The following is a 23,806-nucleotide window of genomic DNA, read 5'->3' as shown; positions in this document are numbered from 1 at the left end:
GATGACGTCCGTCTGTTGGAGGGCTGCCCGCGAGACGTGGTCAGCGAATGGAGGGGGCCATCTCCTATCGTCATGGCCAGTCCCGCCGAGCCAACCCCGCAAGCCGACTGCGCCGCATCAGGTTTCCCATTGCCGGCGGTTTGGCTATGAAGCGTCCAACTGAATGCCCAGGAGAGACTATGCCCATGACTCCCGTTGACCCGCAGTCCGTGGTCGAGATGGGCAATGTGCGCATCGGCAATGCTTTGCCGCTGGCGCTGATCGCCGGCCCCTGCCAGATGGAAAGCCGCGCCCATGCGCTGGAGATGGCCTCCGCGCTGAAGGAGATCGCCACCCGGCGCGGCATCGGCCTGATCTACAAATCCTCCTTCGACAAGGCCAACCGCACCTCGGTCAATGCCGCCCGCGGCATGGGGCTTGAGGCGGCGATGCCGGTGTTCGCGGAGATCCGCGAGAGCCTCGGCCTGCCGGTGCTCACCGACGTGCATGAGATCGACCAGTGCGCCCCGGTGGGCGAGGTGGTGGATGTGCTGCAGATCCCCGCCTTCCTGTGCCGGCAGACCGACCTGCTGATCGCCGCCGCCCGCACCGGGCGGGTGGTGAATGTGAAGAAGGGCCAGTTCCTGGCGCCGTGGGACATGGCCAATGTGGTGGCCAAGCTCACCGGCGCCGGCAATGGCCAGGTGATGGTGACCGAGCGTGGCGTCTCGTTCGGCTACAACACTTTGGTGTCCGACATGCGGGCGCTGCCGATCCTGGCCCAGACCACCGGATCGCCGGTGGTGTTCGATGCCACCCATTCGGTGCAGCAGCCCGGCGGCAAGGGCTCGTCCTCCGGCGGCCAGCGGGAATTCGTGCCGGTGCTGGCGCGCGCCGCCGTGGCCATCGGCGTGGCGGCGGTGTTCATCGAGACCCACCAGGACCCCGACCACGCCCCCTCCGACGGCCCCAACATGGTCCCGCTCAACCAGTTGGAGGCGATGATCGCCTTGCTGCAGGAGATCGACGCCATCGCCAAGGCGAACCCGGTCGCGATCTGAGCGGAGGGCTCCTACCAAGGTGCGAGGATGCTGACGCATCCGCACCTTGAAACGCTCAAGCGCCGCGCGGGCTTGACCCATGTGCGATGAGACAGCCTCATCGCACATGGGTCTCAGTTCGGCTCCACCAGCACCCGGCGGCTGCGGTCATAGCGCCACATGCTGCCGGGGTGGATGTGGGTGCCGCCCAGCCAGCGATCCAGCGCATTCTCGCTGGCGTGGTCGAACTGGCCCTTGAGCGCGGCAGCGCCGGCGCGGGTCAGCGTCAGGCTGGAGCCGGCGAAGGCGTGATAGCTGATCTCATGTCCCTGCGGCTGGGTGCGCGCGGGATCGAACGCCTTGCACTCGCTGGAGGGGAAGGGAAGCCCCTGGATCAGCGGCTCATGGGCGAAGGCCAGGCCATCCAGGCGCAGGAAGAACGGCAGGTCCGCCAGGAACTGGGCATCCTCCTGCCGATGCACGGCGGTGAACACCTCATGAGCCTTGCGCGGCCCCTCGGCCAGACAGTGCAGGATGCGCTCCTCGGTGAGCGACAGGCCGGTATAAGGCGCCGGCAATTCCGCCAGGGCGCGGCGCAGCGCCGGCGCGAGGAAGGGCAGGGCGCCGTGCGCGCGGCCGGCAAGGGCGGCCAGCGCCTTGGGGGTGGGGGCGGTGAAGGCGGCCCAGGCCTCGCGGGCGGTCTCCAGTTGCAGGCTGGACACCGGGACCGAGGACTCGGCCAGCGTGGTGATCGCCTCCGGCGCCAGGGTGCCGAGATAGTCCGCCGCCTGGATCAGGCGGACGCCGTGACGGTCCGGCTCATGGGCGAAATAGTCCAGCAGCTGGATCAGCTGGAGCTGGTCATAGAGATCATGCTCGAACCACAATTCCACCTCGCGGAACGCGATGTGGATTTCCAGCTGGCCATCGCGCTCGGCAAAGTCCGCCCGCACGGAATCGAACGGCAGGCCGAACGCCTCGGCCAGGAATTCCGCCCGCGTATCGGCGACGATGGCCAGCGAGCGGCTGGCCGGCACCGGACCGTCATGGAGCATGTCCCGCCAGGGCAGGAAATGGCCGGCCACACCGCCGGCCTGCAACCGCGTCACGGCGCTGTCCCCATTGGTGATGACCAACTTGGCCATGGCTATCCCCTTCCGCGATAGGGCGCGACACCGGTATCCGGCAACCAGATGCCACTGGGCAGATCGCCGGATTGAAAGAAGACGTCGATGGGAATGCCGCCGCGCGGATACCAATATCCGGCGATGCGGAAGAAACGCGGTGTCAGAAGCTGTATGAGACGTTTGCCGATGGCCACGGTGCAGTCCTCGTGAAAGGCGCCGTGGTTGCGGAAACTGGCCAGATAAAGCTTGAGCGACTTGGATTCCACCAGATGCGCATCGGGCACATAGTCGATCACCAGATGGGCGAAGTCCGGTTGTCCTGTGACAGGGCACAGCGAGGTGAATTCCGGAGCGGTGAAGCGTGCCACATAGTTCACATCGGGATGGGGATTGGGCACGCGGTCCAGCACCGCCTCCTCCGGAGAGGCGGGCAAGGCGGTGTCCCGCCCGAGCTGGAGCTTGGCTTGCGTCATCGGTCGTCCTTGGACTTGCGGGCGTTGGACTTGCGGGCGTTCCTCGGAGCGGCGGGGCGATGCCTGCGCTGCATTTTTAAGCAGCTTAGCGCAATTTCGCGCCCTGTCGCGGGGAACCTGTTCTGCGCCCAGACCCCTTACCAGCCGCCGCCGGACGCGGTAGAAGCTGCCCGCCCCGTTCAACGATCGCCGCCGGGCGGTCGCAAGCTTTGGGCAGAATGAAGGGAAGGACGTTCCATGACAGCCATCGTCGACATCATCGGCCGTGAAATCCTCGATAGCCGCGGCAATCCCACGGTGGAAGTCGATGTGCTGCTGGAAGACGGCGCGCTCGGTCGCGCCGCGGTGCCCTCCGGCGCATCCACCGGCGCCCATGAGGCGGTGGAACTGCGCGACGGCGACACCACCCGCTATCTGGGCAAGGGCGTGCGCAATGCCGTGGACGCGGTGAATGGCGAGATCTTCGATGCCATCGGTGGCTTTGACGCCGAGGATCAGGTCAAGATCGATACCACCATGATCGCTTTGGACGGCACGTCCAACAAGGCCCGGCTCGGCGCCAATGCCATTCTCGGCGTCTCGCTGGCCGCGGCCAAGGCGGCGGCCATCTCCAACAATCTGCCGCTCTATCGCTATGTGGGCGGCGTCAATGCCCGCACCCTGCCGGTGCCGATGATGAACATCATCAATGGCGGCGCGCATGCGGACAATCCCATCGATTTCCAGGAATTCATGATCCTGCCCGCCGGCGCGCCCACCTTCGCCGAAGGCCTGCGCTGGGGTGCGGAGATCTTCCACACCCTGAAGAAGGGCCTGAAGGACGCCGGCCACAACACCAATGTGGGCGACGAGGGCGGCTTCGCCCCCAATCTCGCCTCCGCCGAGGCGGCGCTGGATTTAGTCCTGAAGGCCATCGAGAAGGCCGGCTTCAAGCCTGGCGAGGACGTGTTCCTGGGCCTGGATTGCGCCGCCACCGAATTCTTCAAGGACGGCGCCTATCATTATGAAGGCGAAGGCAAGGTGCGCGATATCGAGGCGCAGGTGGCCTATCTCGCCAGCCTCGTCTCCAGCTATCCCATCGTCACCATCGAGGACGGCATGTCCGAGGACGATTGGGCGGGCTGGAAGCAGCTCACCGACGCCATCGGCGCCAAGTGTCAGCTGGTGGGCGACGATCTGTTCGTGACCAATGTGGAGCGCCTGGGCCGCGGCATCAAGGCCGCCACCGGCAACGCCATCCTGGTGAAGGTGAACCAGATCGGCACGCTGACCGAGACGCTGGAGACGGTGCAACTGGCCCACACCTCCGGCTATCGCGCGGTGATGTCCCACCGCTCGGGCGAGACCGAGGATTCCACCATTGCCGATCTGGCGGTGGCCACCAACTGTGGGCAGATCAAGACCGGCTCGCTGGCCCGTTCGGACCGCACCGCGAAGTACAATCAGCTCCTGCGCATCGAGGAAGAGCTGGGCAGCGCGGCCAAATATGCCGGCAAGGCAGCGCTGAAGGCGTTCGCCTGAGCTTTGCCCGGACGCGCCTGTGGGTGCGCAAGGTACTGAAAGCGTGAAAATGCCCCGGCTGGTCCGGGGCATTTTTGTATCTGCCGCCCGGTCTATGGCTTGCGCTTGAAAAGTCCGGCCGCGCAGGGGGGGCGAATCGCCCTTAACGGCGCTTCAACCTTGTCGGGTCAAGATGGGTGACCATGCAGACCCGCTCTCGCCTCCGCGCCTTTTTCTTCGCTTTGCTGCTGTATCTCGTGGCAGGCGGAGCCATCGGCTATTTCGCTTATCACGCCTACAATGGCGACCATGGCCTGATGGCCAAGCGCAATTATGAGCTGGAAGTCGAACGCCTCCAGGGCGAACTGGCCACGCTCAAGGCCCAGCGTCGCGAGATCGAGAACAAGGTCTCTCTCCTCGACGCGCGCAATCTCGATCCCGACATGCTCGATGAAGAGGGGCGGCGCGAGCTGGATTTCGTCCACGCCAAGGACCTAGTGATGATCAAATCACATAATTGAACCTGTTGTCAGTTCATGAGGTGAATGAACCGTATTCGAGTTCAAGTGAGTGAAATCAAGTGTTTGCAACGTGTTGCGCTGCAACACGACGCTTTTTTCCCTTTTGGTGGTTCCCCAGGTGCGCTAGAGGATGTGCAGGTCTAGAGTTTCCTGAGGAAGTCGATGGCAGCGAAGAAACCGTCCGCCCGGACAGAGGCGGTTCCGGCCGGCGTACCGAACTTCACCAAAGAGCAGGAATTGCTCGCCTACCGCGAAATGCTCCTCATCCGCCGCTTCGAGGAGAAGGCCGGCCAGATGTATGGCATGGGCCTGATCGGCGGTTTCTGCCACCTCTACATCGGCCAGGAAGCCGTTGTGATCGGCATGCAGATGGCCATGAAGCCGGGTGACGAGGTGATTACCGGTTACCGGGATCACGGCCACATGCTCGCCACCGGCATGGAATCCCGCGGCGTGATGGCCGAGCTGACCGGACGTCGCGGCGGCTATTCCCGCGGCAAGGGCGGCTCGATGCACATGTTCAGCACCGAGAAGCGCTTCTACGGCGGCCATGGCATCGTCGGCGCCCAGGTGTCGTTGGGCACGGGCTTGGCTTTCGCAAACCACTATCGCGACAATGGCGCCGTCTCGGTCACCTATTTCGGTGACGGCGCGGCCAACCAGGGCCAGGTCTATGAGAGCTTCAACATGGCCGAGCTGTGGAAGCTGCCGGTCGTGTATGTGATCGAGAACAACAAGTACGCCATGGGCACCGCGGTCAGCCGCGCCTCTGCCCAGACCGACTTCTCCAAGCGCGGCACCTCCTTCAACATCCCCGGCGAGCAGGTGGATGGCATGGATGTGCGCGCGGTGAAGGCGGCCGGCGAGCGGGCTCTAGCCTTCGCCCGCGAAGGCAAGGGCCCCTACATCCTGGAAATGCAGACCTACCGCTATCGCGGCCACTCCATGTCCGATCCGGCGAAATACCGGTCGAAGGAGGAGGTGCAGAAGATGCGGACCGAGCATGATCCCATCGAGCAGGTGCGCGCGCGCCTGTTGGAGGGCAATCTCGCCACGGAAGAGGATCTGAAGAAGGTGGACGCGGAAATCCGCGACATCGTCAATGAGGCCGCGGACTTCGCGACCCATGACCCAGAGCCCGATCCCGCCGAGCTGTACACCGACATCCTGCGCTGAACGAGGTGCCCGTGGCGGTCATCGCGCTCATCGTCCTGTTTCTCTGCCTGGCGGGTGCCGCCGCCAGCTGGGGCGTCGCCGTGACCGAGGGGTTGAAGGCGAAGGGGGCCGCGCAGGCGGCCGGCGGGGGCCGCGGCTCCGTCAACACCGTGCTTCTGGTGCTGTGGCCCTTCTCAGCCCGTCTTATGGAAGGCCCTGCCGCAGGCCATGCGGCCCGGGTCAGCAAGGCCCTGGTGGCCTTCATCACTGCCTTGATGCTCGCGGTCGCCGCGGTCTCCGTCTACACCAACCTCACGGTCGTGCGCCCGCCCCTAGCCGCTCCGGCGGGCCAGGGCACGGCCGCGCCCAGCAAGAGCTGACAGCCATGCCCATCGATATCCTCATGCCGGCCCTGTCTCCGACCATGGAGAAGGGCAACCTCACGAAATGGGTGAAGAAGGAAGGCGACACGGTCAAATCCGGCGACGTGCTCGCCGAGATCGAGACCGACAAGGCCACCATGGAAGTGGAGGCCGTGGATGAGGGCATCCTCGGCAAGATCCTGGTGCCGGAAGGCACCCAGGATGTGCCGGTGAATACCCCCATCGCCACCATTCTCGCCGAGGGCGAGGATGCCAACGCCGCCCCGGCACCGCAGGCCGCCGCGAGCGCTCCGGCCGCTGCTCCGCAGCCTTCGCCAGCCACTGCCGCCGCGCCCGAGCCGCAGAAGACGGTGCCGTCCGCGGTTGCGTCCCCGCCCATCGTCACCTCGCAGCCGGACCCGGAAGTGCCTGCCGGCACCGAGATGGTCACCATGACCGTACGCGAAGCGCTGCGCGACGCCATGGCCGAGGAAATGCGCCGCGACGGCGACGTGTTCGTGATGGGCGAGGAGGTCGCCGAATATCAGGGCGCCTACAAGATCACTCAAGGGTTGCTGCAGGAATTCGGCGCCAAGCGCGTGGTGGACACGCCCATCACCGAGCACGGCTTTGCCGGCCTCGGCGTCGGCGCGGCCATGGCCGGCCTGAAGCCCATCGTGGAGTTCATGACCTTCAACTTCGCCATGCAGGCGATTGACCAGATCATCAATTCCGCCGCCAAGACGCTCTATATGTCGGGCGGCCAGATCCATTGCTCCATCGTGTTCCGCGGTCCCAACGGCGCCGCCGCCCGCGTGGGTGCGCAACACAGCCAGGACTATGCCTCCTGGTACAGCCACGTGCCCGGCCTCAAGGTGGTGGCGCCCTATAGCGCCGCCGATGCCAAGGGCCTGCTCAAGGCGGCGATCCGCGATCCCAACCCGGTGATCTTCCTCGAGAATGAAATCCTCTACGGTCACTCGTTCGAAGTGCCGAAGCTGGACGACTACGTCCTGCCCATCGGCAAGGCCCGCATCGCCCGCGCCGGCAAGGACGTGACCCTGGTGTCCTGGTCCATCGGCATGACCTATGCGCTGAAGGCGGCCGAGGAACTGGCCAAGCAGGGCATCGAGGCCGAGGTCATCGACCTGCGCACCATTCGCCCCATGGACGTTCCCGCGATCATCGAGTCGGTGAAGAAGACCGGCCGCTGCGTCACGGTGGAAGAGGGCTGGCCGCAGTCCGGCGTCGGCGCCGAGATCGTCGCCCAGCTGATGGAGAAGGCGTTCGACTATCTGGATGCCCCGGTGCTGCGGGTGACCGGCAAGGATGTGCCCATGCCCTACGCCGCAAATCTCGAAAAGCTCGCTCTGCCCTCGGTCGCCGATGTGATCGAGGCGGTCCGCGCGGTCACCTATCGCTGAGGGGAGAGACCCATGCCCATCGAGATCCTGATGCCGGCCCTGTCTCCCACCATGGAGAAGGGCAACCTCGCCAAATGGCTCAAGAAGGAAGGCGATAGCGTCAAGTCCGGCGACGTGCTTGCCGAGATCGAGACCGACAAGGCCACCATGGAGGTGGAGTCCATCGATGAGGGGATCATCGCCAAGATCCTGGTGCCGGAAGGCACCCAGGACGTGCCAGTGAACCAGATCATCGCGCTGCTCGCCAGCGAAGGCGAGGACGTGAAGGCGGTTGCCGCCGGCGGCGGGTCCAAGCCCGCGCCTGCCGCTGCCGCGGCCCCGGCGCCCGCCGCCGAAGCTGCACCGGCCGCTCCCGCGCCGCAGGCGGCCCCCGCCGCCGCGCCGGCTCCAGTCGCAGCCGCTCCCGTCGCGGCGCCTGCGTCCGCCGCCAATGCCGGGCGCGTGTTCGCTTCGCCGCTGGCCCGCCGTATCGCCAAGGACAAGGGCCTCGATCTGGCGGCTGTCGCCGGTTCCGGTCCCCATGGCCGCATCGTTGCCCGCGACGTGGAAGCAGCTCAGCCCGGCGCCAAGCCGGTCGCCGCCGCCGCTTCACCTGCGGCGGCTCCCGCCGCTGCTGCGCCCGCACCCAAGGCAACGGTGGCGTCCGCCCCGGGTGTCGATCAGGTCAAGGCGCTGTTCGCGGAAGGCTCCTATGAGGAGATCCAGCTCGACGGCATGCGCAAGACCATCGCCAAGCGGCTGGTGGAAAGCGAGCAGGTCACGCCCACCTTCTATCTGACGGTGGATTGCGACATCGACGAACTGATGAAGCTGCGCGAGACGGTCAACGCCTCCGCCGCCAAGGACAAGGATGGCAAGCCGGTCTTCCGCGTCTCGGTGAACGACTTCATCATCAAGGCGCTGGCGCTAGCGCTGCAGAAGGTGCCGTCCGCCAACGCGGTGTGGGCGGAGGATCGCATCCTGCGCCTCAAGCATTCGGATGTGGGCGTGGCGGTGGCCATCGATGGCGGCCTGTTCGCGCCCATCGTCAAGAAGGCGGAGACCAAGACCCTCTCCACCATCTCCAACGAGATGCGCGATCTGGCCAGCCGCGCCCGCACCAAGAAGCTGAAGCCCGACGAATATCAGGGCGGCTCCACCTCGGTGTCGAACCTGGGCATGATGGGCGTGCGCGACTTCGTGGCCATCATTAACGCCCCGCAGTCGTCCATCCTCGCCGTGGGCGCCAGCGAGCAGCGGCCCGTGGTGCGCGGCGGCGAGATTAAGATCGCCACCCAGTTCACCGCCACCATCACCTGCGATCACCGGGTGATGGACGGTGCGCTGGGCGCCGAACTCCTGGCGGCGTTCAAGGAGTTCATCGAGAAGCCCATGTCCATGCTGGTCTGAGGCATGGCGCGGAGGGCTTCGGGGCCGATCGGATCGAACCGGTCGGCGCCCGAGAGACCTCGGCGGTGGATCGCTGCGGCAGATCAAATCGCGGGACGCTGCTTGGGTGTAGCTGCACAGATGGGCGGGTTGTGAACCGCCCATCGCATCTGGAGGATACCCTATGAGCCATACGCCCCACGAGATCCTGGCCGAGTTTCCCGAGCATGCGGAGAAGATCCACGCATTGCGTCAGTCCAACGCGCATTTTGCGAAGATTTATGAGGCCTACCACGAGGTCAATCGCGCCGTTCATCGCGCCGAGACTGATGTAGAGCCCCGCGCTGATGAGGATCTGGAGAACCTGCGCAAGGAGCGGGTTCGCCTGAAGGATGAAATCTACGCCCTGATCGTGCACTAGGCGGGCCGAGCCGGGAGGCACTGCTTCCCGGCACTCCCCCTGGGTGCCTCCGGCCCTGCCGGCAGGGATACCACCATCGACCCACCGGCCCCTCGCGGCGGGGAGGGGAAGGAGAGACCCATGGCAGAGACTTCCTACGACGTGATCGTCATCGGCGGCGGGCCGGGCGGCTATGTGGCAGCCATCCGCGCCGCCCAGCTTGGCCTCAAGACCGCCGTGGTGGAGAAGAAGCACCTGGGCGGCATCTGCCTCAACTGGGGCTGCATCCCCACCAAGGCCCTGCTCCGCTCCGCCGAAGTCTATCACTATATGGAGCATGCCAAGGACTACGGCCTGACCGTCGAGAAGATCGGCTTCGATATCGCCGCGGTGGTGAAGCGCTCGCGCGGCGTCGCCAGCCAGCTGGCCACCGGCGTCGGCTTTCTGCTCAAGAAGAACAAGGTGGACGTGATCTGGGGCTCGGCCACGCTCACCGCGCCCGGCAAGCTCAAGGTGGTAGCGTCCGAGAATGCGCCGAAGGGCGCGCTGGGCGGGGGCGACTATCAGTCCAAGAACATCATCGTCGCCACCGGCGCCCGTCCGCGGGTGCTGCCGGGCATCGAACCGGACAAGAAGCTGATCTGGACCTATTTCGAGGCCATGGTGCCCGAGAAGATGCCCAAGTCGCTGCTGGTGATGGGCTCGGGCGCCATCGGCATCGAGTTCGCCTCTTTCTACAAGACCATGGGCGCGGATGTGACCGTGGTGGAAGTGCTGCCGCAGATCCTCGCCGTCGAGGATGAGGAAATTGCCGCCCACGCCCGCAAGCGCTTCGAGAAGCAGGGCATGAAGATCCTCTCCGGCGCCAAGGTGAATGGCGTGACGAAGCAGGCCGACAGCGTCACTGTCCATGTGGAAGACGCCAAGGGCGCCAAGCAGGATTTCACCGTCGAGCGGATGATCTCCGCCGTGGGCGTGGTGGGCAATGTGGACGGGCTCGGCCTGGAAGCGGTGGGCGTGAAGATCGAGCGCGGCATCGTCGTGACCGACGGCTTCGGGCGCACGAACGTGCCCGGCGTCTGGGCGATCGGCGACGTGGCCGGCGCGCCCATGCTGGCGCACAAGGCGGAGCATGAGGGCGTGATCTGCGTCGAGACCATCAAGGGTCTGCACACCCATCCCCTCGACAAGGGCAAGATCCCCGGCTGCACCTATTGCGTGCCGCAGATCGCCTCCGTGGGCCTCACCGAGAAGAAGGCCAAGGAACTGGGCCGCGAGATCCGCGTCGGCCGCTTCCCCTTCATCGGCAATGGCAAGGCCATCGCTTTGGGCGAGCCCGAGGGGCTGGTGAAGACCATCTTCGACAAGAACACCGGCGAGTTGCTGGGCGCGCACATGGTGGGCGCGGAAGTCACCGAACTGATCCAGGGCTTCGTGGTGGCCATGAATTTGGAAACCACGGAGCAGGAACTGATCGAGACCATCTTCCCGCATCCCACCCTGTCCGAGACCATGCACGAGAGCGTGCTCGACGCCTACGGGCGCGTCATCCACACCTGACCGGCGCGGGCTCAGCCCGGCCAGCGGAGCGACCATGGACGACCAGACCTATGCGGTTCTGAGCCAGCCCGGCGTCGGCATCTTCACCATGATCCTGATCGGCCTCATTGCCGGTTGGGTGGCGGAGCGGATCACCGAGAGCAATCACGGGCTGCTCACCAATCTGGTGGTGGGCATCATCGGCGCCTTCGTGGGGGCTAAGCTGGCGGAATGGGTGAATATTCCGGTGTTCGGTTTTTTCCGCACCCTGGTGGCGGCGATCGTCGGCGCCATCTTGGTGCTGTGGATCTGGCGCGCGGTGCGCCAGCGCTAAGGGCGCGCCGGACGCAAGGCAGTGCTGCGGCAGGCTGGCTCGACGCGATCGGCGCCGGACGCTAAGACAGATGTGACATGATGCGCGTCATCGCGCGCTCAACCTGAATGCGGAACCCATGGTCACCGTTCTCAATACGCTGAACCGGCCCCGCCACCCCGAGAAGGCGAACCGCCCCGAAACCGAGGTGCTGCGCAAGCCGGAATGGATCCGCGTCAAGGCGCCGGGGTCCGCGGGCTGGTCGAAGACCGCCGAGATCGTGCGGGCCAACGGCCTGCATACGGTGTGCGAGGAAGCCGGCTGCCCCAATATCGGTGAGTGCTGGGAGAAGAAGCACGCCACCTTCATGATCATGGGCGACACCTGCACCCGCGCCTGCGCCTTCTGCAACGTGCGCACCGGCCTGCCCAAGGCGCTGGATGCGGACGAGCCGGAGAAGGTGGGCACGGCGGTGGCCAAGCTCGGCCTGTCCCACGTGGTCATCACCTCCGTGGATCGGGATGATCTGTCCGATGGCGGCGCGGAGCATTTCGCCCAGACCATCGGGGCGATCCGCAAATTGAGCCCCGGCACCACCATCGAAATCCTGACCCCCGATTTCCTGCGCAAGCCAGGCGCCATCGAAGTGGTGGTCGCGGCCCGGCCGGATGTGTTCAACCACAATCTGGAAACCGTGCCCGGCAATTACCTGACCGTGCGTCCGGGCGCGCGTTATTTCCATTCGCTGCGGCTGTTGCAGCAGGTGAAGGAACTGGACCCCACCATCTTCACCAAGTCCGGCATCATGGTCGGCCTGGGCGAGGAGCGGAACGAAGTGCTCCAGCTGATGGACGATCTGCGCTCGGCTGAAGTGGACTTCATGACCATCGGCCAGTATCTCCAGCCCACCCGCAAGCACCACAAGGTGGAGCGCTTCGTGACCCCGGATGAGTTCAAGGCGTTCGAGACGGTGGCCTATGCCAAGGGCTTCCTGATGGTGTCGTCGAGCCCGCTGACCCGCTCCTCGCATCACGCGGGAGATGATTTCGCCCGGCTGCGCGCCGTGCGCGAGGCCAAGCTCGGTCGGAGCTGAGTTCGTGCCCTCCTTCTCCAGCCAGCGGGTGGTGCGCCACTCCGCCATGAACATGTTCGATCTTGTGGCGGACGTGGAGCACTATCCCGAGTTCGTGCCGCTGTGCCAGGCCCTGCGCGTGCGCCGCCGCTCTGAGAGCGGGGAGGGGGTAGAGATCCTGGTGGCGGACATGACGGTCGCCTACAAGCTGATCCGCGAGACCTTCACCTCCCGCGTTAGCCTCGACCGGCCGCGCCGGGTGATCCATGTGGAATATCTGGACGGGCCGTTCAGCCGCCTGGACAACCGCTGGGAATTCATCGCAACCGGCGACACCCAGTGCGAGGTCCGCTTCTCGATTTCCTACGAGTTCCGCTCCCGGACCTTGGGCTTGCTGATGGGGGCGATGTTCGATGCCGCCTTCCGCCGCTTTGCCGATGCGTTTGAGAAGCGTGCCGACGAGGTCTATGGCAAGACAAGCTGACATATGGCAACCTGAAGCAGTGGTCTTTGGGATGCTACACGCAAGCTCCGGTGGCTAGCCTCCATTGTTCCTGTTACAGGGACCCGCAGGGGGAAACATGAACACAGTCGCACGCAAGATAGCCGTCGTTCCGCGAGGCCGCGTGCCCTACGCGCCAATCCCTGCTGTCAGCCCGCGCAAGCCATACTTCTTTCGCCGCTTCGCTGTCCTTTTGGCGTTCATCGCGGTGGGAGGGTTCTTCTACGCCCTGACCCAAGTTCGAACCGTCGCCGATGACCGGCGGTTGGCGAATGCCCATACCGCCGATGAGATCGTGAGGATCATCCTTGGCGACTCCGCCCGCCTTGCGGTGGTCAATGACACGCGCAGCATCTCGATCCACTACGATCTCAGCCCCTGGTCGATCACTCGGTCCTCGCTGCGCTCGTCTTACATCGGCAATGTGATGCGCTTGGTGCCGATCCTGTTTGAGCGTGTCCCGGAATCGGCGCAGGTGGAAGTCGTTGCGGACAACATCTTCGCGACTATTCAAGGCCGTGAGGTGCGCCAGCCCGCCTTCAGCCTGTTGTTCACCCGCGCCACCGCCGCAAAAGTCGACTGGGCGAAGGTGAGCCCGTTCGAAGTCATCCGCGGCGCCGATCGGGCATGGGCCACCCCATCCATGGGCTGGCAGTAACCGCCGTTCCTGACCCCTCTCCCTGTCGCGCGGGTTAGAACCGCGCCAGCGTTTCCAGAAGGTCCAGCGCCACCAGCACCGAGCGACGGCGGATTTCGCCGCGCCCGATGTCGCCGAAGCGCTCTTCGCGGTGGAGGACCGGCCCGCCCTTCTTGGCGGCGGCGAAATGCACCAGGCCCGCCGGCTTCTCCGCTGATCCGCCCCCCGGTCCCGCAACACCGGTGATGGCCACCGACAGTCCCGTCCCCGCCGCTGCCAGCGCGCCCCGCGCCATGGCCCCCGCGGTCTGCTCGCTGACCGCCCCATAGGTGGCGAGCATGGCCTCCGGAACCCCCAGCATCTGCTGCTTGGCGAGGTTGGAATAAGTCACGAAGCCCCGGTCCACCACGTCGGAAGACCCGGCGACGGCGGTCAGCGCGCCGGCCACCAGTCCGCCGGTGCAGGATTCGGCGGTGGCGATGGTGAGGCCGGCGGCGCGGCAGGTCTCCAGCACCTGGGCCGCGCGCGCTTCGATCTGCGGGTCGATCATGGCAATTCCTCCAGGGGCAGGCGCACAGTCGCCGAGGCCATGGCCGCGATGCCTTCCCGACGCCCGGTGAAGCCGAGGCGCTCGGTGGTGGTGGCCTTGATGCTGATCCGACCCACCGGCACGCCGGTGATGGCCGCGATGATGGCCCGGATGGCATCGCGATGCGGCCCCACCTTCGGCGCTTCGCAGATCAAGGTGAGGTCCAGATGGGCGATCAGCCCGCCGCGCTGGCGGACCCTTTCCACCGCAAATGCCAGGAAGCGGTCGGAGGTCGCGCCCTTCCACTGCGGATCGGAGGGGGGGAAGTGGGCGCCGATATCGCCATCCGCCAATGCCCCCAGAACGGCGTCGGTCAGGGCATGGAGGCCCACGTCCGCGTCGGAGTGGCCATCGAGGCCCTTGTCGAAGGGGATGGCAAGGCCGCCCAGCATCACATGGTCGCCCGGCCCGAAGGCATGAACGTCGAAGCCGGTGCCGGTGCGCACGTCCGGCCGGTCGGCGAATGCGATGGCCGTGGCGCGGGCGAGATCATCTGGACCTGTCAGCTTCACGTTTTCCGCCTCTCCGGGGAAGGTTGCGACCGCATGCCCGGCCCATTCCATGACGGCGGCATCGTCGGTCAGATTGTCGATATCCGCGGCGGCAGCGGCGCGATGCGCGGCCAGCAGGGCCTGGAAGCCGAACGCCTGGGGTGTCTGGACTGCCCGCAGGCTGGCGCGATCGGGGGTGGCGCAGACGCGGCCATCGGCGTCCACCTGCTTGATGGTGTCGGTGACCGGGAGGACGGGGATTGCGGCGGCGTGCGTGGTGGCGGCGGCAATGGCGCGGGTGACCAGGGCATCCGAGGCAAAGGGGCGGGCGCCATCGTGCACCAGCACGATATCAGGAGCGGTCGCTGCCAACGCTTCCAGCCCGGCATGCACCGATTGCTGGCGACTCGCACCCCCGAGGGTGGGAGGCCGAATCTTGGGAAGGTGCGCGGCGGACCGACCATAGGGCTCCGCGTCGTCGGGGTGGATGACCACCTGAAGCTGATGCACATCCGGATGGTGCGCGAACAGTCGCAGGGTGCGCCGCAGCACGGTTTCGCCGCCGAGGCTATGATATTGCTTCGGCACCGAGCCGCCGGCCCGCGTGCCGCGCCCCGCAGCAACCACAATAACAGCGCATGCCATGGACTTGAGGATCTCGCTTCAGACTGTTCCCTGTCCTTGAACCGCGCCCACAGCGGCGGCGCAAGGGATATCCCGCAGGCAGTGGCGAGCCGATCCCGAAGGCATTCCGCGCGTCGTGCAGGCAGACCTAGGGGAATTCTCCCGGTGTGCACTTGCACAAATGCTTTGAATGTCTAGAATGTAGGCAACCACTGGATGGCCTAATTTCTGTGCAAGATCCTCTTTTTCCATCGCTTTCGCCGTTGGCGATCGGGCCCCACCGGGTCACTGCGCCGGTCATTCTCGCGCCTATGGCGGGAATCACCGATGCGCCGCTGCGGCGGATGGCCCTGCGCTACGGCGTCGGACTGGCGGTGTCCGAGATGGTGGCGAGCGAAGCGCTGATGTCCGGCCATGCGGAAATGACCTTGCGAGCCGACGGTGCCGGCGTTGAAGTGCACGCGGTGCAACTGGCCGGCAACGAACCCCATTGGATGGCGGAGGCGGCCCGGCTGGCGGAAGCTTCGGGCGCTGCGATCATCGACATCAACATGGGCTGCCCCGCCAAGCGGGTGACCACCGGCGCCGCGGGCGCGGCCCTGCTGCGGGATCTGCCGCTGGCCACCCGTATTCTGGAAGCGGTCCGTGCCGCCGTCAGCATTCCGGTGACGCTGAAGACGCGTCTCGGTTGGGACGGCGATGCCGTGGTCGCGCCGCACCTGGCGGCGCGCGCCGAGGCGGTGGGGATCGCCATGATCACCATCCATGGCCGCACCCGGTGCCAATTCTATACCGGCACCGCCGATTGGGCGGCGATCCGTGCGGTCAAGGATGCGGTGTCCATCCCGGTCGTGGCCAATGGCGACCTCACCCGGCTCGACCATGTCGTCCCGATGTTGGCGGCCTCCGGCGCCGACGGGGTGATGATCGGGCGCGGTGCGCAGGGGCGGCCCTGGTTCCCCGGCGCCGTGGCGCATTATCTGAAGACCGGTCGGGCGCCCGGCGCCATTAGTCTGGACGAGCAGCGCGATGTGCTGCTGGAACTTTATGACGGCTGGCTGTCGCTCTACGGCATCCCGCTCGGCATCCGTCAGGCCCGCAAGCATGTGGGCTGGGCCTTGGAGGCCGCGGCGGACACCGCCGGGGTCGGCGCCGAATGGGCCAAGGCCTGGCGTGGCCGCATTCTCACATCGGAGGAGCCCGCCGTGGTGACGGCGGAGATCCGCTCCGCATTCGACCAACTCGCCTGGAGGGCGGCTGCATGAAGGCGGACCTGAAACGCCGGCCAGACGTGGAGGCGAGCCTGACGCGGGCCATCCTCGACGCCGTGCCCCATCCGGTGGTGACCATTTCCGACGATGGCAAAATCGTCGATGCCAATGTGGCCGCCGAAGCCTTCTTCCAGGTCAGCGTGCCGCTGCTGCGCCGCCGGCCGTTCTCGGAATTCGTGCCCTTCGGCACGCCGCTGCTGAGCCTGATCGATCAGGTGCGCACCCGCGGCGCGCCGGTGAACGAATATCGCGTCGATCTCGGCACGCCGCGCAATGGTGGCGAACGGGTGGTGGACATCCATGTGGCCCCCATGTCGGAGCAAGCCGGCCATGTGGTGGTGATGCTTCAGGAGCGCACCATCGCCGAGAAGATGGATCGCCAACTCACCCATCGCGGCGCCGCCCGCTCCGTGAGCGCGCTGGCCTCCATGCTGGCCCATGAGATCAAGAACCCGCTGTCCGGCATCCGCGGCGCCGCGCAATTGCTGGAGCAGTCCGCCGGCGACGAGGACCGGGCGCTGACCCGCCTGATCTGCGACGAGGCCGACCGCATCGTGAAACTGGTGGACCGCATGGAGGTGTTCTCAGACGAGCGCCCCATCGAGTGCGAGCCGGTCAACATCCATGCGGTGCTTGAACATGTGCGGACCCTGGCTTCATCCGGCTTTGCCCGCCATATCCGCTTCATCGAGGAATACGACCCCTCGCTTCCGCCGGTGTTCGCCAATCGGGACCAGTTGGTCCAGGTGTTCCTGAACCTGGTGAAGAATGCCGCTGAGGCGATCGAGAGCGACCAGGATGGCGAGATCCATCTGACCACCGCGTTCCGTCCCGGCGTCCGCCTCACGGTGCCCGGCGCGTCCAGCAAGGTCAGCCTGCCGCTGGAATTCTGCGTCCGCGACAATGGCAAGGGTGTGCCGGAGGATCTGGCGCAGCACCTGTTCGACCCGTTCGTGACCACCAAGCCCACCGGAAGTGGCCTTGGCCTTGCATTGGTTGCGAAGATCATCGGCGATCATGGCGGCATCGTTGAATGCGATAGCCAGCCCCGCCGCACCACCTTCCGCGTGCTGTTGCCCATGTATCGCGGCAACCGCGCCTCATCCGAGGACAACTGAGGTGTCTATGCCCACGGGAAGCATCCTGGTCGCCGACGACGATGCCGCGATCCGCACGGTCCTCAATCAGGCCCTGTCGCGGGCCGGATATGAGGTGCGCTCATGCGGGAATGCGGCCACCCTGTGGCGCTGGGTGAGCCAGGGCGATGGCGATCTCGTCATCACCGACGTGGTGATGCCGGACGAGAACGCCTTCGATCTGCTGCCGCGCATCAAGAAGGCGCGCCCGGATCTGCCGGTCATCGTCATGAGCGCGCAGAACACCTTCATGACCGCCATCCGCGCCTCTGAGCGCGGGGCCTATGAATATCTGCCCAAGCCCTTCGACCTGAAAGAGCTGATCTCGATCGTTGGCCGCGCACTGGCGGAGCCGAAGAAGGCCGAGAAACTGGCCATCGGGCCCGATGACCAGGAGAACATCCCGCTGGTGGGCCGCTCGCCCGCCATGCAGGAAATCTACCGCCTCCTGGCGCGGCTGATGCAGACCGACCTGACGGTGATGATTGCCGGCGAATCGGGCACCGGCAAGGAACTGGTGGCCCGCGCCCTGCACGACTATGGCAAGCGCCGTAGCGGTCCGTTCGTAGCCATCAACATGGCCGCCATTCCCCGCGACCTGATCGAATCCGAGTTGTTCGGGCACGAGAAGGGCTCGTTCACCGGCGCCACCACCCGCAATCCCGGCCGCTTCGAGCAGGCGGAAGGTGGAACGCTGTTCCTGGACGAGATCGGCGACATGCCCATGGAGGCGCAGACCCGTCTCCTGCGCGTGCTCCAGCAGGGGGAGTATACGACGGTCGGCGGGCGCACGCCCATCAAGACCGACGTGCGCATCGTGGCGGCGACCAACAAGGATCTGCGCACGCTGATCCAGCAGGGCCTGTTCCGCGAGGATCTGTATTTCCGCCTCAACGTGGTGCCGCTGCGCCTGCCGCCGCTGCGGGAGCGCTCCGAGGACGTGCCGGACCTCGTGCGCCACTTCTTCCTCCAGGCCGAGCGCGAAGGCTTGCCCGCCAAGCAGGTGGATGTGGCGGCCCTCGACCGGCTGAAGCGCTATCGCTGGCCGGGCAATGTGCGCGAGCTGGAAAATCTGGTGCGGCGCCTTGCGGCTCTGTATCCGCAGGAAATCATCAGCACGGGCATCATCGAGGCCGAACTGTCCGAGCCGGTGCCCACCACCATGTCGGAAGACGGCCCGGTGGATGCGACGCTCGGGGCCTCGGTGGAACGGCACCTCACCACCTATTTCTCCGGCTTCGGCGAAGACCTGCCGCCGCCGGGGCTCTATCACCGCATCTTGCGGGACGTCGAATACCCGCTGCTGTCGGCGGCCCTCGCTGCGACACGGGGCAACCAGATCAAGGCCGCCGAACTGCTCGGGCTTAACCGCAACACGTTGCGCAAGAAGATCCGCGACCTGGACATTCAGGTGATCCGCACCAGTCGCTGAAGGCCGCCCGCCATGGCGGGCGGACTGGATAGCGTGCGGACAATATGCTGAAATCTCTCGGTTTCTGGTCTTTCCGGGAGGTATGAGTTGCGGCCGCGCGCGAGACCTGTAACGTACCCGAGGGGCGGTTGAGGGAGCGCAAGTTTCCCATCTGAGGTGGAGTCGGCCGGTGGGCGGCTGCGTCTACGATCCCGCGATCTGGGGGCGTCGTATGGCGGGTGGGCAGCCAGAGAAACTCGCGGATGTCTTCACCGAGATCATCTCTGCGGCCAATGGCAAGGGCGATCTGTCTTGCCTCAGCCCCGAGTTGCTGAGGCGTCTGGCGCAGGTGTGCGACCTCCAGCGGATTTCGCTGTTCCAGGTCCATGAGGCGCCGGGAATGGGGATTTCGTCCACCTGCCGGGTGGATTGGACGGTGCCCGGCCTTCCTTCCATGGTCCGTGGCACACACCCGCCCCTTACAGTCGCCGGTGGTGATGAGGTGTTGCAGGACTGGGCCGGGCGGCGGCGGCGCGGCGAGATCGTCTTGGGACTCACACGGGATCTCAACGGCTACGTCCGCGCCTTTTTCGAACACCATGGCATCGTGAACTTCCTGACGGTTCCGGTCATGGTTCATGGCCGGTGGTGGGGGCATTTCTGCGTCGATGCCGCAGATGCGGATCGCGTGTGGACGCCCGCTGAACAGATGACCTTCCACAGTATTGCGGAGGTGGTGGCGGGCACGGTGTCCCGCTCCGACGCCGAACGGACGGTCAGTGAGGCCAGCCGACAGGTGATGCTGGATACGGCGATCGATGCGGTGGTCATTGCCGATGAGGCCGGGGCCATCATCGAGTTCAATCGCGCAGCCGAACAGGTGTTCGGCTATGCCCGCTCCGATGTGCTGGGTCGCCTGATGACCGAAACCATCGTGCCTGCCCACTACTGTCAACGTCACAAGGATGGGTTTGCGCGCTACCTCTCCTGCGGCGAAAGCCGCATCCTGCAACGTCTCGTGGAAGTGGAGGCGCTCCGCGCCGATGGCACGCTGATTCCGGTCGAGTTGACCATCAGCGAAATCCGCACCGATGGCGGACGGATATTCGCGGCCTACCTGCGGGACATTTCCGAGCGCCGCAAGGCGCAGATGGAATTGGAGCGTCTGGCCTATTTCGATAGCACCACCGGCCTGCCGAACCGGGCCGGCCTGTTGCGCCTGTGTGCGCGCAAGGCCCCCCTGGCCACGGGGGCCGTGGTGGTTCAGTTGCGGGACCTGGCAGTTCTTGCCGCCAGCCTCGGCGACGACTGGGCGGAGCCAATGGTGGTGGAGACCGCTCGCATCCTGGGCGATCTGCTGCCGGATGAGGCGGCTCTTGCCCGTACCGGGGAAAGCGAATTCGCCGTCGTGCTCTGGAACCCCGGGATGGCGGCGGATGTGGGCAAACGCCTGCAGGATCGCCTGCGCACAGCGGTCGCAGTCACCGGGCGCCGATTCTATTTGCGCGCCGATATTGGCGTGACGGAGCGGCAAGGCGCGGTCGCTGACCTGCTTCGGGATGCGCAGATGGCGTCTCGCGATCGCCCGGACGGCGCCGTGCGGCTGTTCGAGGAGGCCATCCGGGTGGATCATCACCGGCGTCTGGAACTGGAGACGGCGCTGCGGGATGCGGTGCAGCATCGTCAGTCCGAACTGTCGTTGAACTACCAGCCGATCGTTGAGCTCCACAGCGGGAGGATCGCCGGGTTCGAGGCCCTGGTGCGATGGCACCCTCCTGGCCGGGCCGCCGTCTCGCCGTGCCTTTTCGTCCCTTTGGCAGAGGCCTCCGGCCTTGCCCACAGCCTGGGCGAATGGGTGTTGGACACCGCCTTGGGCGATTGCGCGGGCTGGTCCCGGCGGCGCGACATGGCCGGCTCCGGGTCGCGGCACGTGGCGATCAATCTGTCGGCCGCCCAAATGGCCGCGCCGGACTTGGCGGAACGGATCATGGCAGGCCTTACGCGCTGGCATCTGGATGGAGGCCTGGTCCGCTTCGAACTGACCGAGACCTCCATTCTCAGCCAGCCGGATCAGGCGATCGCGACCTTGGGGCGTCTGAAAGGGCTCGGCTGCTCCACCGCCATCGACGACTTCGGAACCGGCTATTCCAGCTTCAGCTATCTCCAGCGACTGCCGGTAGACACGCTGAAGATTGATCGCAGCTTCATTCAGCATCTGGTGACGGACAAGCGCACGCAGGAGATCGTTCGCGTCATGGTGGTTTTGGCCCATGGTCTGGGGATGAGCGTGGTGGCGGAAGGCATCGAAGCGCTCGAGACCCACCATGCGCTCGTGGACCTGGGATGCGACTTTGGGCAGGGCTATTTGCTCGGGCGCCCCATGCCGCTGGCCATCGCGCAGGCTTTGCCGGATCGTCTCCGACTCTGAAACAGGGGTTGCTGACGGGAAATGGTGGGTGGCGCTGGCGGCTGTCACATTTTTGCACCAGTGTCGTTCCACTGCATCAGTGTTGCCCGACTCACACGGGTGGCAGGGACGCGGCGTGGGTCAACCGACCCCGCGGTCGTCTGGGAAGGTAATCGCGCGTTGCGTTCCGGCGGTCCGCCGGCGTCTCGTGCCCAGGAGTGGCGTGGCTTATGACCCCATCGGCGGTGGACGAGACGCCTGGCAGCGGCCCGATTACGCCCCCGAGCGTCGCTTCCGGCCTGTTTGCGCCCGCCGTGGTGGCGCTGGCGCTGATTTCCGCGCTGGCCACCTTCCTGATCCTCATGGGGCTGACCCCGGTGGTGCCGACCCATCAGGTGGTCATCAGCGTCCTGGCGGTGAATGCCGCCGCGGTGTTCGTGTTGAGCACCATGGTGGGACGCGAGGTCTGGCGCATCGCCAAGGCGCGCGCCCGGGGCCGCGCGGCGGCACGACTGCATGTGCGCATCGTCAGTCTGTTCGCGGTGGTCTCGGTGGTGCCGGCGATCCTGGTGGCTGTGGTGGCCAGCCTGACCCTGGATCGCGGGCTAGATCGCTGGTTTTCCATGCGCACCCAGGAAATCGTCGCCAGCGCCGTCTCCGTGGCCCAGACCTATGTGCGCGAGCATGCCCTGAATATTCGCGGCGATCTGGTGGCCATGAGCGCCGACATGACCCGCATGAAGCAATTGTTCGATACCGATCGCGCCCGCTTCACCCAGATCTTCACCGCCCAGGCCGCGTTGCGGAACCTGCCAGGCGCCATGCTGATCCGCCGCGACCTGTCCGTCGTCGTGCGGGCGGATGTGAATATCGGTCGCGAGTTCCTGGTGCCGAGCAATATCGCCATCGGCGAGGCCACCGCCGAGCAGCCGGTAATCTATTTGCCCTCGGACGCGGATTTCGTCGGCGCGGTGATGCCTCTGCGTGACTATGAGGATCTTTTTCTCTATGTGGCGCGCCCCATCGACCCGCGCGTCATCGGCTATCTCAAGGCAACCCAGGAGACGCTGGCCGATTACCAGAGCCTGGAGGAGCGCCGCTTCGGCGTGCAGGTCGCGTTCGCGCTGATGTACATGGTCATCACGCTGATCGTGCTGCTCTCCGCGGTGTGGCTCGGGATCAATTTCTCCAAATGGCTGGTGGCCCCCATCCGTCGGCTGATGTCCGCCGCCGACCATGTGGCGGCGGGAAATCTGGATGTGCAGGTGCCGATCTATCGGGCCGAAGGCGATCTTGCCACCCTGGGCGAGACCTTCAACAAGATGACCCAGGAATTGCGCAGCCAGCGCGAGGCGCTCATTGGCGCCCGCGACCAGATCGACAGCCGCCGACGCTTCACCGAGGCGGTGCTTTCGGGCGTCGGGGCCGGGGTCATCGGCCTGGATTCCGACGAGCGCGTGACCATCCTGAACCGCTCCGCCGAGCGGCTGCTGGGCGTGACCGAGGTCGAGGCACTGAACCGCCCCCTGGTGGATGTGGTCCCCGAGATCGCCGGTTTGCTGGCGGAGGCGGAAGTGGCGCGTCAGCGCATCGTCCAGGGCAATGTCACCATCAATCGCGAAGGCCGGGACCGCACGTTCGCGGTGCGGGTGACCACGGAGCAGTCCTCCGAGGCCGAGCATGGCTGGGTGGTGACGCTCGATGACATCACCGAGCTGATTTCCGCGCAGCGCACGTCCGCCTGGGCGGACGTGGCCCGGCGCATCGCCCATGAGATCAAGAACCCGCTCACCCCGATCCAGCTGTCCGCGGAGCGGCTGAAGCGCAAGTTCGGCCGGCATGTGACGCAGGATCGCGACGTGTTCGACCAATGCACCGATACCATCATCCGCCAGGTGGGCGACATCGGCCGCATGGTGGACGAATTCTCCTCCTTCGCCCGCATGCCCAAGCCGGTGGTGGACAGCCAGGATCTGGCGGAGATCACGCGCCAGACCGTGTTCCTGATGCGGGTCGGCCATCCGGAAGTCGCATTCGAGGCGGAAATCCCCCCCTCTCTCCCGGCGCGCTTCGATCGGCGCCTGATTTCGCAAGCCTTGACCAACATCCTCAAGAATGCCGCCGAGGCCATTGATGCCGTGCCGGCGGACGACCGGGGCCAGGGACGGATCCGGATCAAGACGGAACGCGTCGGAGACGATTTGGTGATCGACATCATCGATAACGGAACCGGGTTGCCGCAGGAGAGCCGCAACCGGCTCTTGGAGCCTTATGTGACCACCCGGGAAAAAGGCACCGGCCTTGGCTTGGCCATCGTCGGCAAGATCATGGAAGAGCACGGCGGCGGCATTGAGCTGTACGACGCTCCCGAAGGGCGCGGCGCCTGGATTCGCCTGCGCATCAGCGCGGACGGGCCCAAGCCCGAGGTGCCCACGCGCGCCGCCATCATTGGAAGGAACTGAGCC

The 23,806-nt window shown here is 65.9% G+C and carries 22 protein-coding genes; 18 read left to right on the top strand and 4 right to left on the bottom strand.

The genetic code is table 11. The annotated features are described in order from the left end of the window. Window positions 1-185: 185 nt before the first annotated feature. Complete coding sequence (gene kdsA / locus AAG816_RS05285; protein ID WP_341988490.1) at window positions 186-1,040, top strand: 3-deoxy-8-phosphooctulonate synthase; 855 nt, start codon at window positions 186-188, stop codon at window positions 1,038-1,040. A gap of 113 nt (window positions 1,041-1,153) precedes the next feature. On the opposite strand, the gene AAG816_RS05280 is transcribed toward kdsA, so the two are convergent. Continuing rightward, window positions 1,154-2,164 (bottom strand): hypothetical protein, encoded by a 1,011-nt coding sequence (locus tag AAG816_RS05280; protein ID WP_341988489.1) that lies wholly within the window; start codon window positions 2,162-2,164, stop codon window positions 1,154-1,156. A gap of 2 nt (window positions 2,165-2,166) precedes the next feature. Next, entirely contained in the window at window positions 2,167-2,619 is a 453-nt protein-coding gene (gene queF / locus AAG816_RS05275) for a preQ(1) synthase (protein ID WP_341988488.1), read from the bottom strand. A 237-nt stretch (window positions 2,620-2,856) separates the two neighbouring features. On the opposite strand from queF, the gene eno reads away from it, so the two are divergent. The 12 genes from eno (at window position 2,857) to AAG816_RS05215 (ending at window position 13,433) form a co-directional block, all read left to right on the top strand. Continuing rightward, complete coding sequence (gene eno, locus AAG816_RS05270) at window positions 2,857-4,140, top strand: phosphopyruvate hydratase (RefSeq protein WP_341988487.1); 1,284 nt, start codon at window positions 2,857-2,859, stop codon at window positions 4,138-4,140. A 182-nt stretch (window positions 4,141-4,322) separates the two neighbouring features. After that, window positions 4,323-4,640, top strand: coding sequence for a septum formation initiator family protein (locus AAG816_RS05265; protein WP_341988486.1), 318 nt, complete (start codon window positions 4,323-4,325; stop codon window positions 4,638-4,640). Between the two features lie 162 nt (window positions 4,641-4,802). After that, window positions 4,803-5,816 (top strand): pyruvate dehydrogenase (acetyl-transferring) E1 component subunit alpha, encoded by a 1,014-nt coding sequence (gene pdhA, locus AAG816_RS05260; protein ID WP_341988485.1) that lies wholly within the window; start codon window positions 4,803-4,805, stop codon window positions 5,814-5,816. Window positions 5,817-5,827: 11 nt separating this feature from the next. Beyond that, window positions 5,828-6,175, top strand: a complete 348-nt coding sequence (locus tag AAG816_RS05255; RefSeq protein ID WP_341988484.1) for a hypothetical protein — start codon at window positions 5,828-5,830, stop codon at window positions 6,173-6,175. A 5-nt stretch (window positions 6,176-6,180) separates the two neighbouring features. Then, a complete protein-coding gene (locus AAG816_RS05250) occupies window positions 6,181-7,581 on the top strand; it encodes a pyruvate dehydrogenase complex E1 component subunit beta (protein ID WP_341988483.1) in 1,401 nt (466 codons plus the stop codon). A gap of 12 nt (window positions 7,582-7,593) precedes the next feature. Next, window positions 7,594-8,970 carry a pyruvate dehydrogenase complex dihydrolipoamide acetyltransferase gene (locus AAG816_RS05245; protein ID WP_341988482.1) on the top strand — a complete coding sequence of 459 codons (1,377 nt, stop codon included), beginning with the start codon at window positions 7,594-7,596 and terminating at the stop codon, window positions 8,968-8,970. A gap of 163 nt (window positions 8,971-9,133) precedes the next feature. Next, a complete protein-coding gene (locus AAG816_RS05240) occupies window positions 9,134-9,370 on the top strand; it encodes a DUF465 domain-containing protein (RefSeq protein ID WP_341988481.1) in 237 nt (78 codons plus the stop codon). 120 nt (window positions 9,371-9,490) lie between these two features. Then, window positions 9,491-10,909, top strand: coding sequence for a dihydrolipoyl dehydrogenase (gene lpdA, locus AAG816_RS05235; RefSeq protein WP_341988480.1), 1,419 nt, complete (start codon window positions 9,491-9,493; stop codon window positions 10,907-10,909). 34 nt (window positions 10,910-10,943) lie between these two features. Further along, window positions 10,944-11,222, top strand: coding sequence for a GlsB/YeaQ/YmgE family stress response membrane protein (locus tag AAG816_RS05230; protein WP_341988479.1), 279 nt, complete (start codon window positions 10,944-10,946; stop codon window positions 11,220-11,222). Between the two features lie 118 nt (window positions 11,223-11,340). Then, a complete protein-coding gene (gene lipA, locus AAG816_RS05225) occupies window positions 11,341-12,294 on the top strand; it encodes a lipoyl synthase (protein WP_341988478.1) in 954 nt (317 codons plus the stop codon). A gap of 4 nt (window positions 12,295-12,298) precedes the next feature. Then, the gene (locus tag AAG816_RS05220; protein WP_341988477.1) at window positions 12,299-12,757 is read left to right on the top strand and encodes a type II toxin-antitoxin system RatA family toxin; all 459 of its coding nucleotides are present in this window, start codon (window positions 12,299-12,301) and stop codon (window positions 12,755-12,757) included. Window positions 12,758-12,854: 97 nt separating this feature from the next. Beyond that, window positions 12,855-13,433 carry a hypothetical protein gene (locus AAG816_RS05215; protein WP_341988476.1) on the top strand — a complete coding sequence of 193 codons (579 nt, stop codon included), beginning with the start codon at window positions 12,855-12,857 and terminating at the stop codon, window positions 13,431-13,433. A gap of 34 nt (window positions 13,434-13,467) precedes the next feature. Here AAG816_RS05215 and AAG816_RS05210 read toward each other — a convergent pair whose 3' ends face one another. Further along, window positions 13,468-13,962 (bottom strand): CinA family protein, encoded by a 495-nt coding sequence (locus AAG816_RS05210; RefSeq protein WP_341988475.1) that lies wholly within the window; start codon window positions 13,960-13,962, stop codon window positions 13,468-13,470. Next, window positions 13,959-15,137, bottom strand: coding sequence for a bifunctional 2-C-methyl-D-erythritol 4-phosphate cytidylyltransferase/2-C-methyl-D-erythritol 2,4-cyclodiphosphate synthase (locus tag AAG816_RS05205; RefSeq protein WP_341988474.1), 1,179 nt, complete (start codon window positions 15,135-15,137; stop codon window positions 13,959-13,961). Before AAG816_RS05205 ends, AAG816_RS05210 begins: the two co-directional genes overlap by 4 nt. Window positions 15,138-15,346: 209 nt before the next feature. Here AAG816_RS05205 and dusB point away from each other — a divergent pair, with 209 nt between their 5' ends. From dusB to AAG816_RS05180, 5 genes are all read left to right on the top strand, one after another. Further along, on the top strand, window positions 15,347-16,381 hold the full coding sequence (gene dusB / locus AAG816_RS05200) for a tRNA dihydrouridine synthase DusB (protein WP_341988473.1): 1,035 nt from the start codon (window positions 15,347-15,349) through the stop codon (window positions 16,379-16,381). Then, window positions 16,378-17,505: a nitrogen regulation protein NR(II) gene (locus AAG816_RS05195; protein WP_341988472.1), complete on the top strand. Its 1,128-nt coding sequence runs from the start codon at window positions 16,378-16,380 to the stop codon at window positions 17,503-17,505. The genes dusB and AAG816_RS05195 overlap by 4 nt, the downstream gene beginning before the upstream one ends. A 7-nt stretch (window positions 17,506-17,512) precedes the next feature. Further along, window positions 17,513-18,955 (top strand): nitrogen regulation protein NR(I), encoded by a 1,443-nt coding sequence (ntrC, locus tag AAG816_RS05190; protein ID WP_341988471.1) that lies wholly within the window; start codon window positions 17,513-17,515, stop codon window positions 18,953-18,955. Between the two features lie 169 nt (window positions 18,956-19,124). Next, window positions 19,125-21,362, top strand: coding sequence for an EAL domain-containing protein (locus AAG816_RS05185; protein ID WP_341988470.1), 2,238 nt, complete (start codon window positions 19,125-19,127; stop codon window positions 21,360-21,362). Between the two features lie 209 nt (window positions 21,363-21,571). After that, on the top strand, window positions 21,572-23,803 hold the full coding sequence (locus AAG816_RS05180; RefSeq protein WP_341988469.1) for a PAS domain-containing sensor histidine kinase: 2,232 nt from the start codon (window positions 21,572-21,574) through the stop codon (window positions 23,801-23,803). Window positions 23,804-23,806: the final 3 nt, after the last annotated feature.

The organism is Azorhizobium sp. AG788, assembly GCF_943371865.1.
GTDB lineage: Bacteria > Pseudomonadota > Alphaproteobacteria > Rhizobiales > Xanthobacteraceae > Azorhizobium.
The sequence above is the reverse complement of the archived record's forward strand: the minus strand, read 5'-3'. Positions and strand labels throughout refer to the sequence as shown.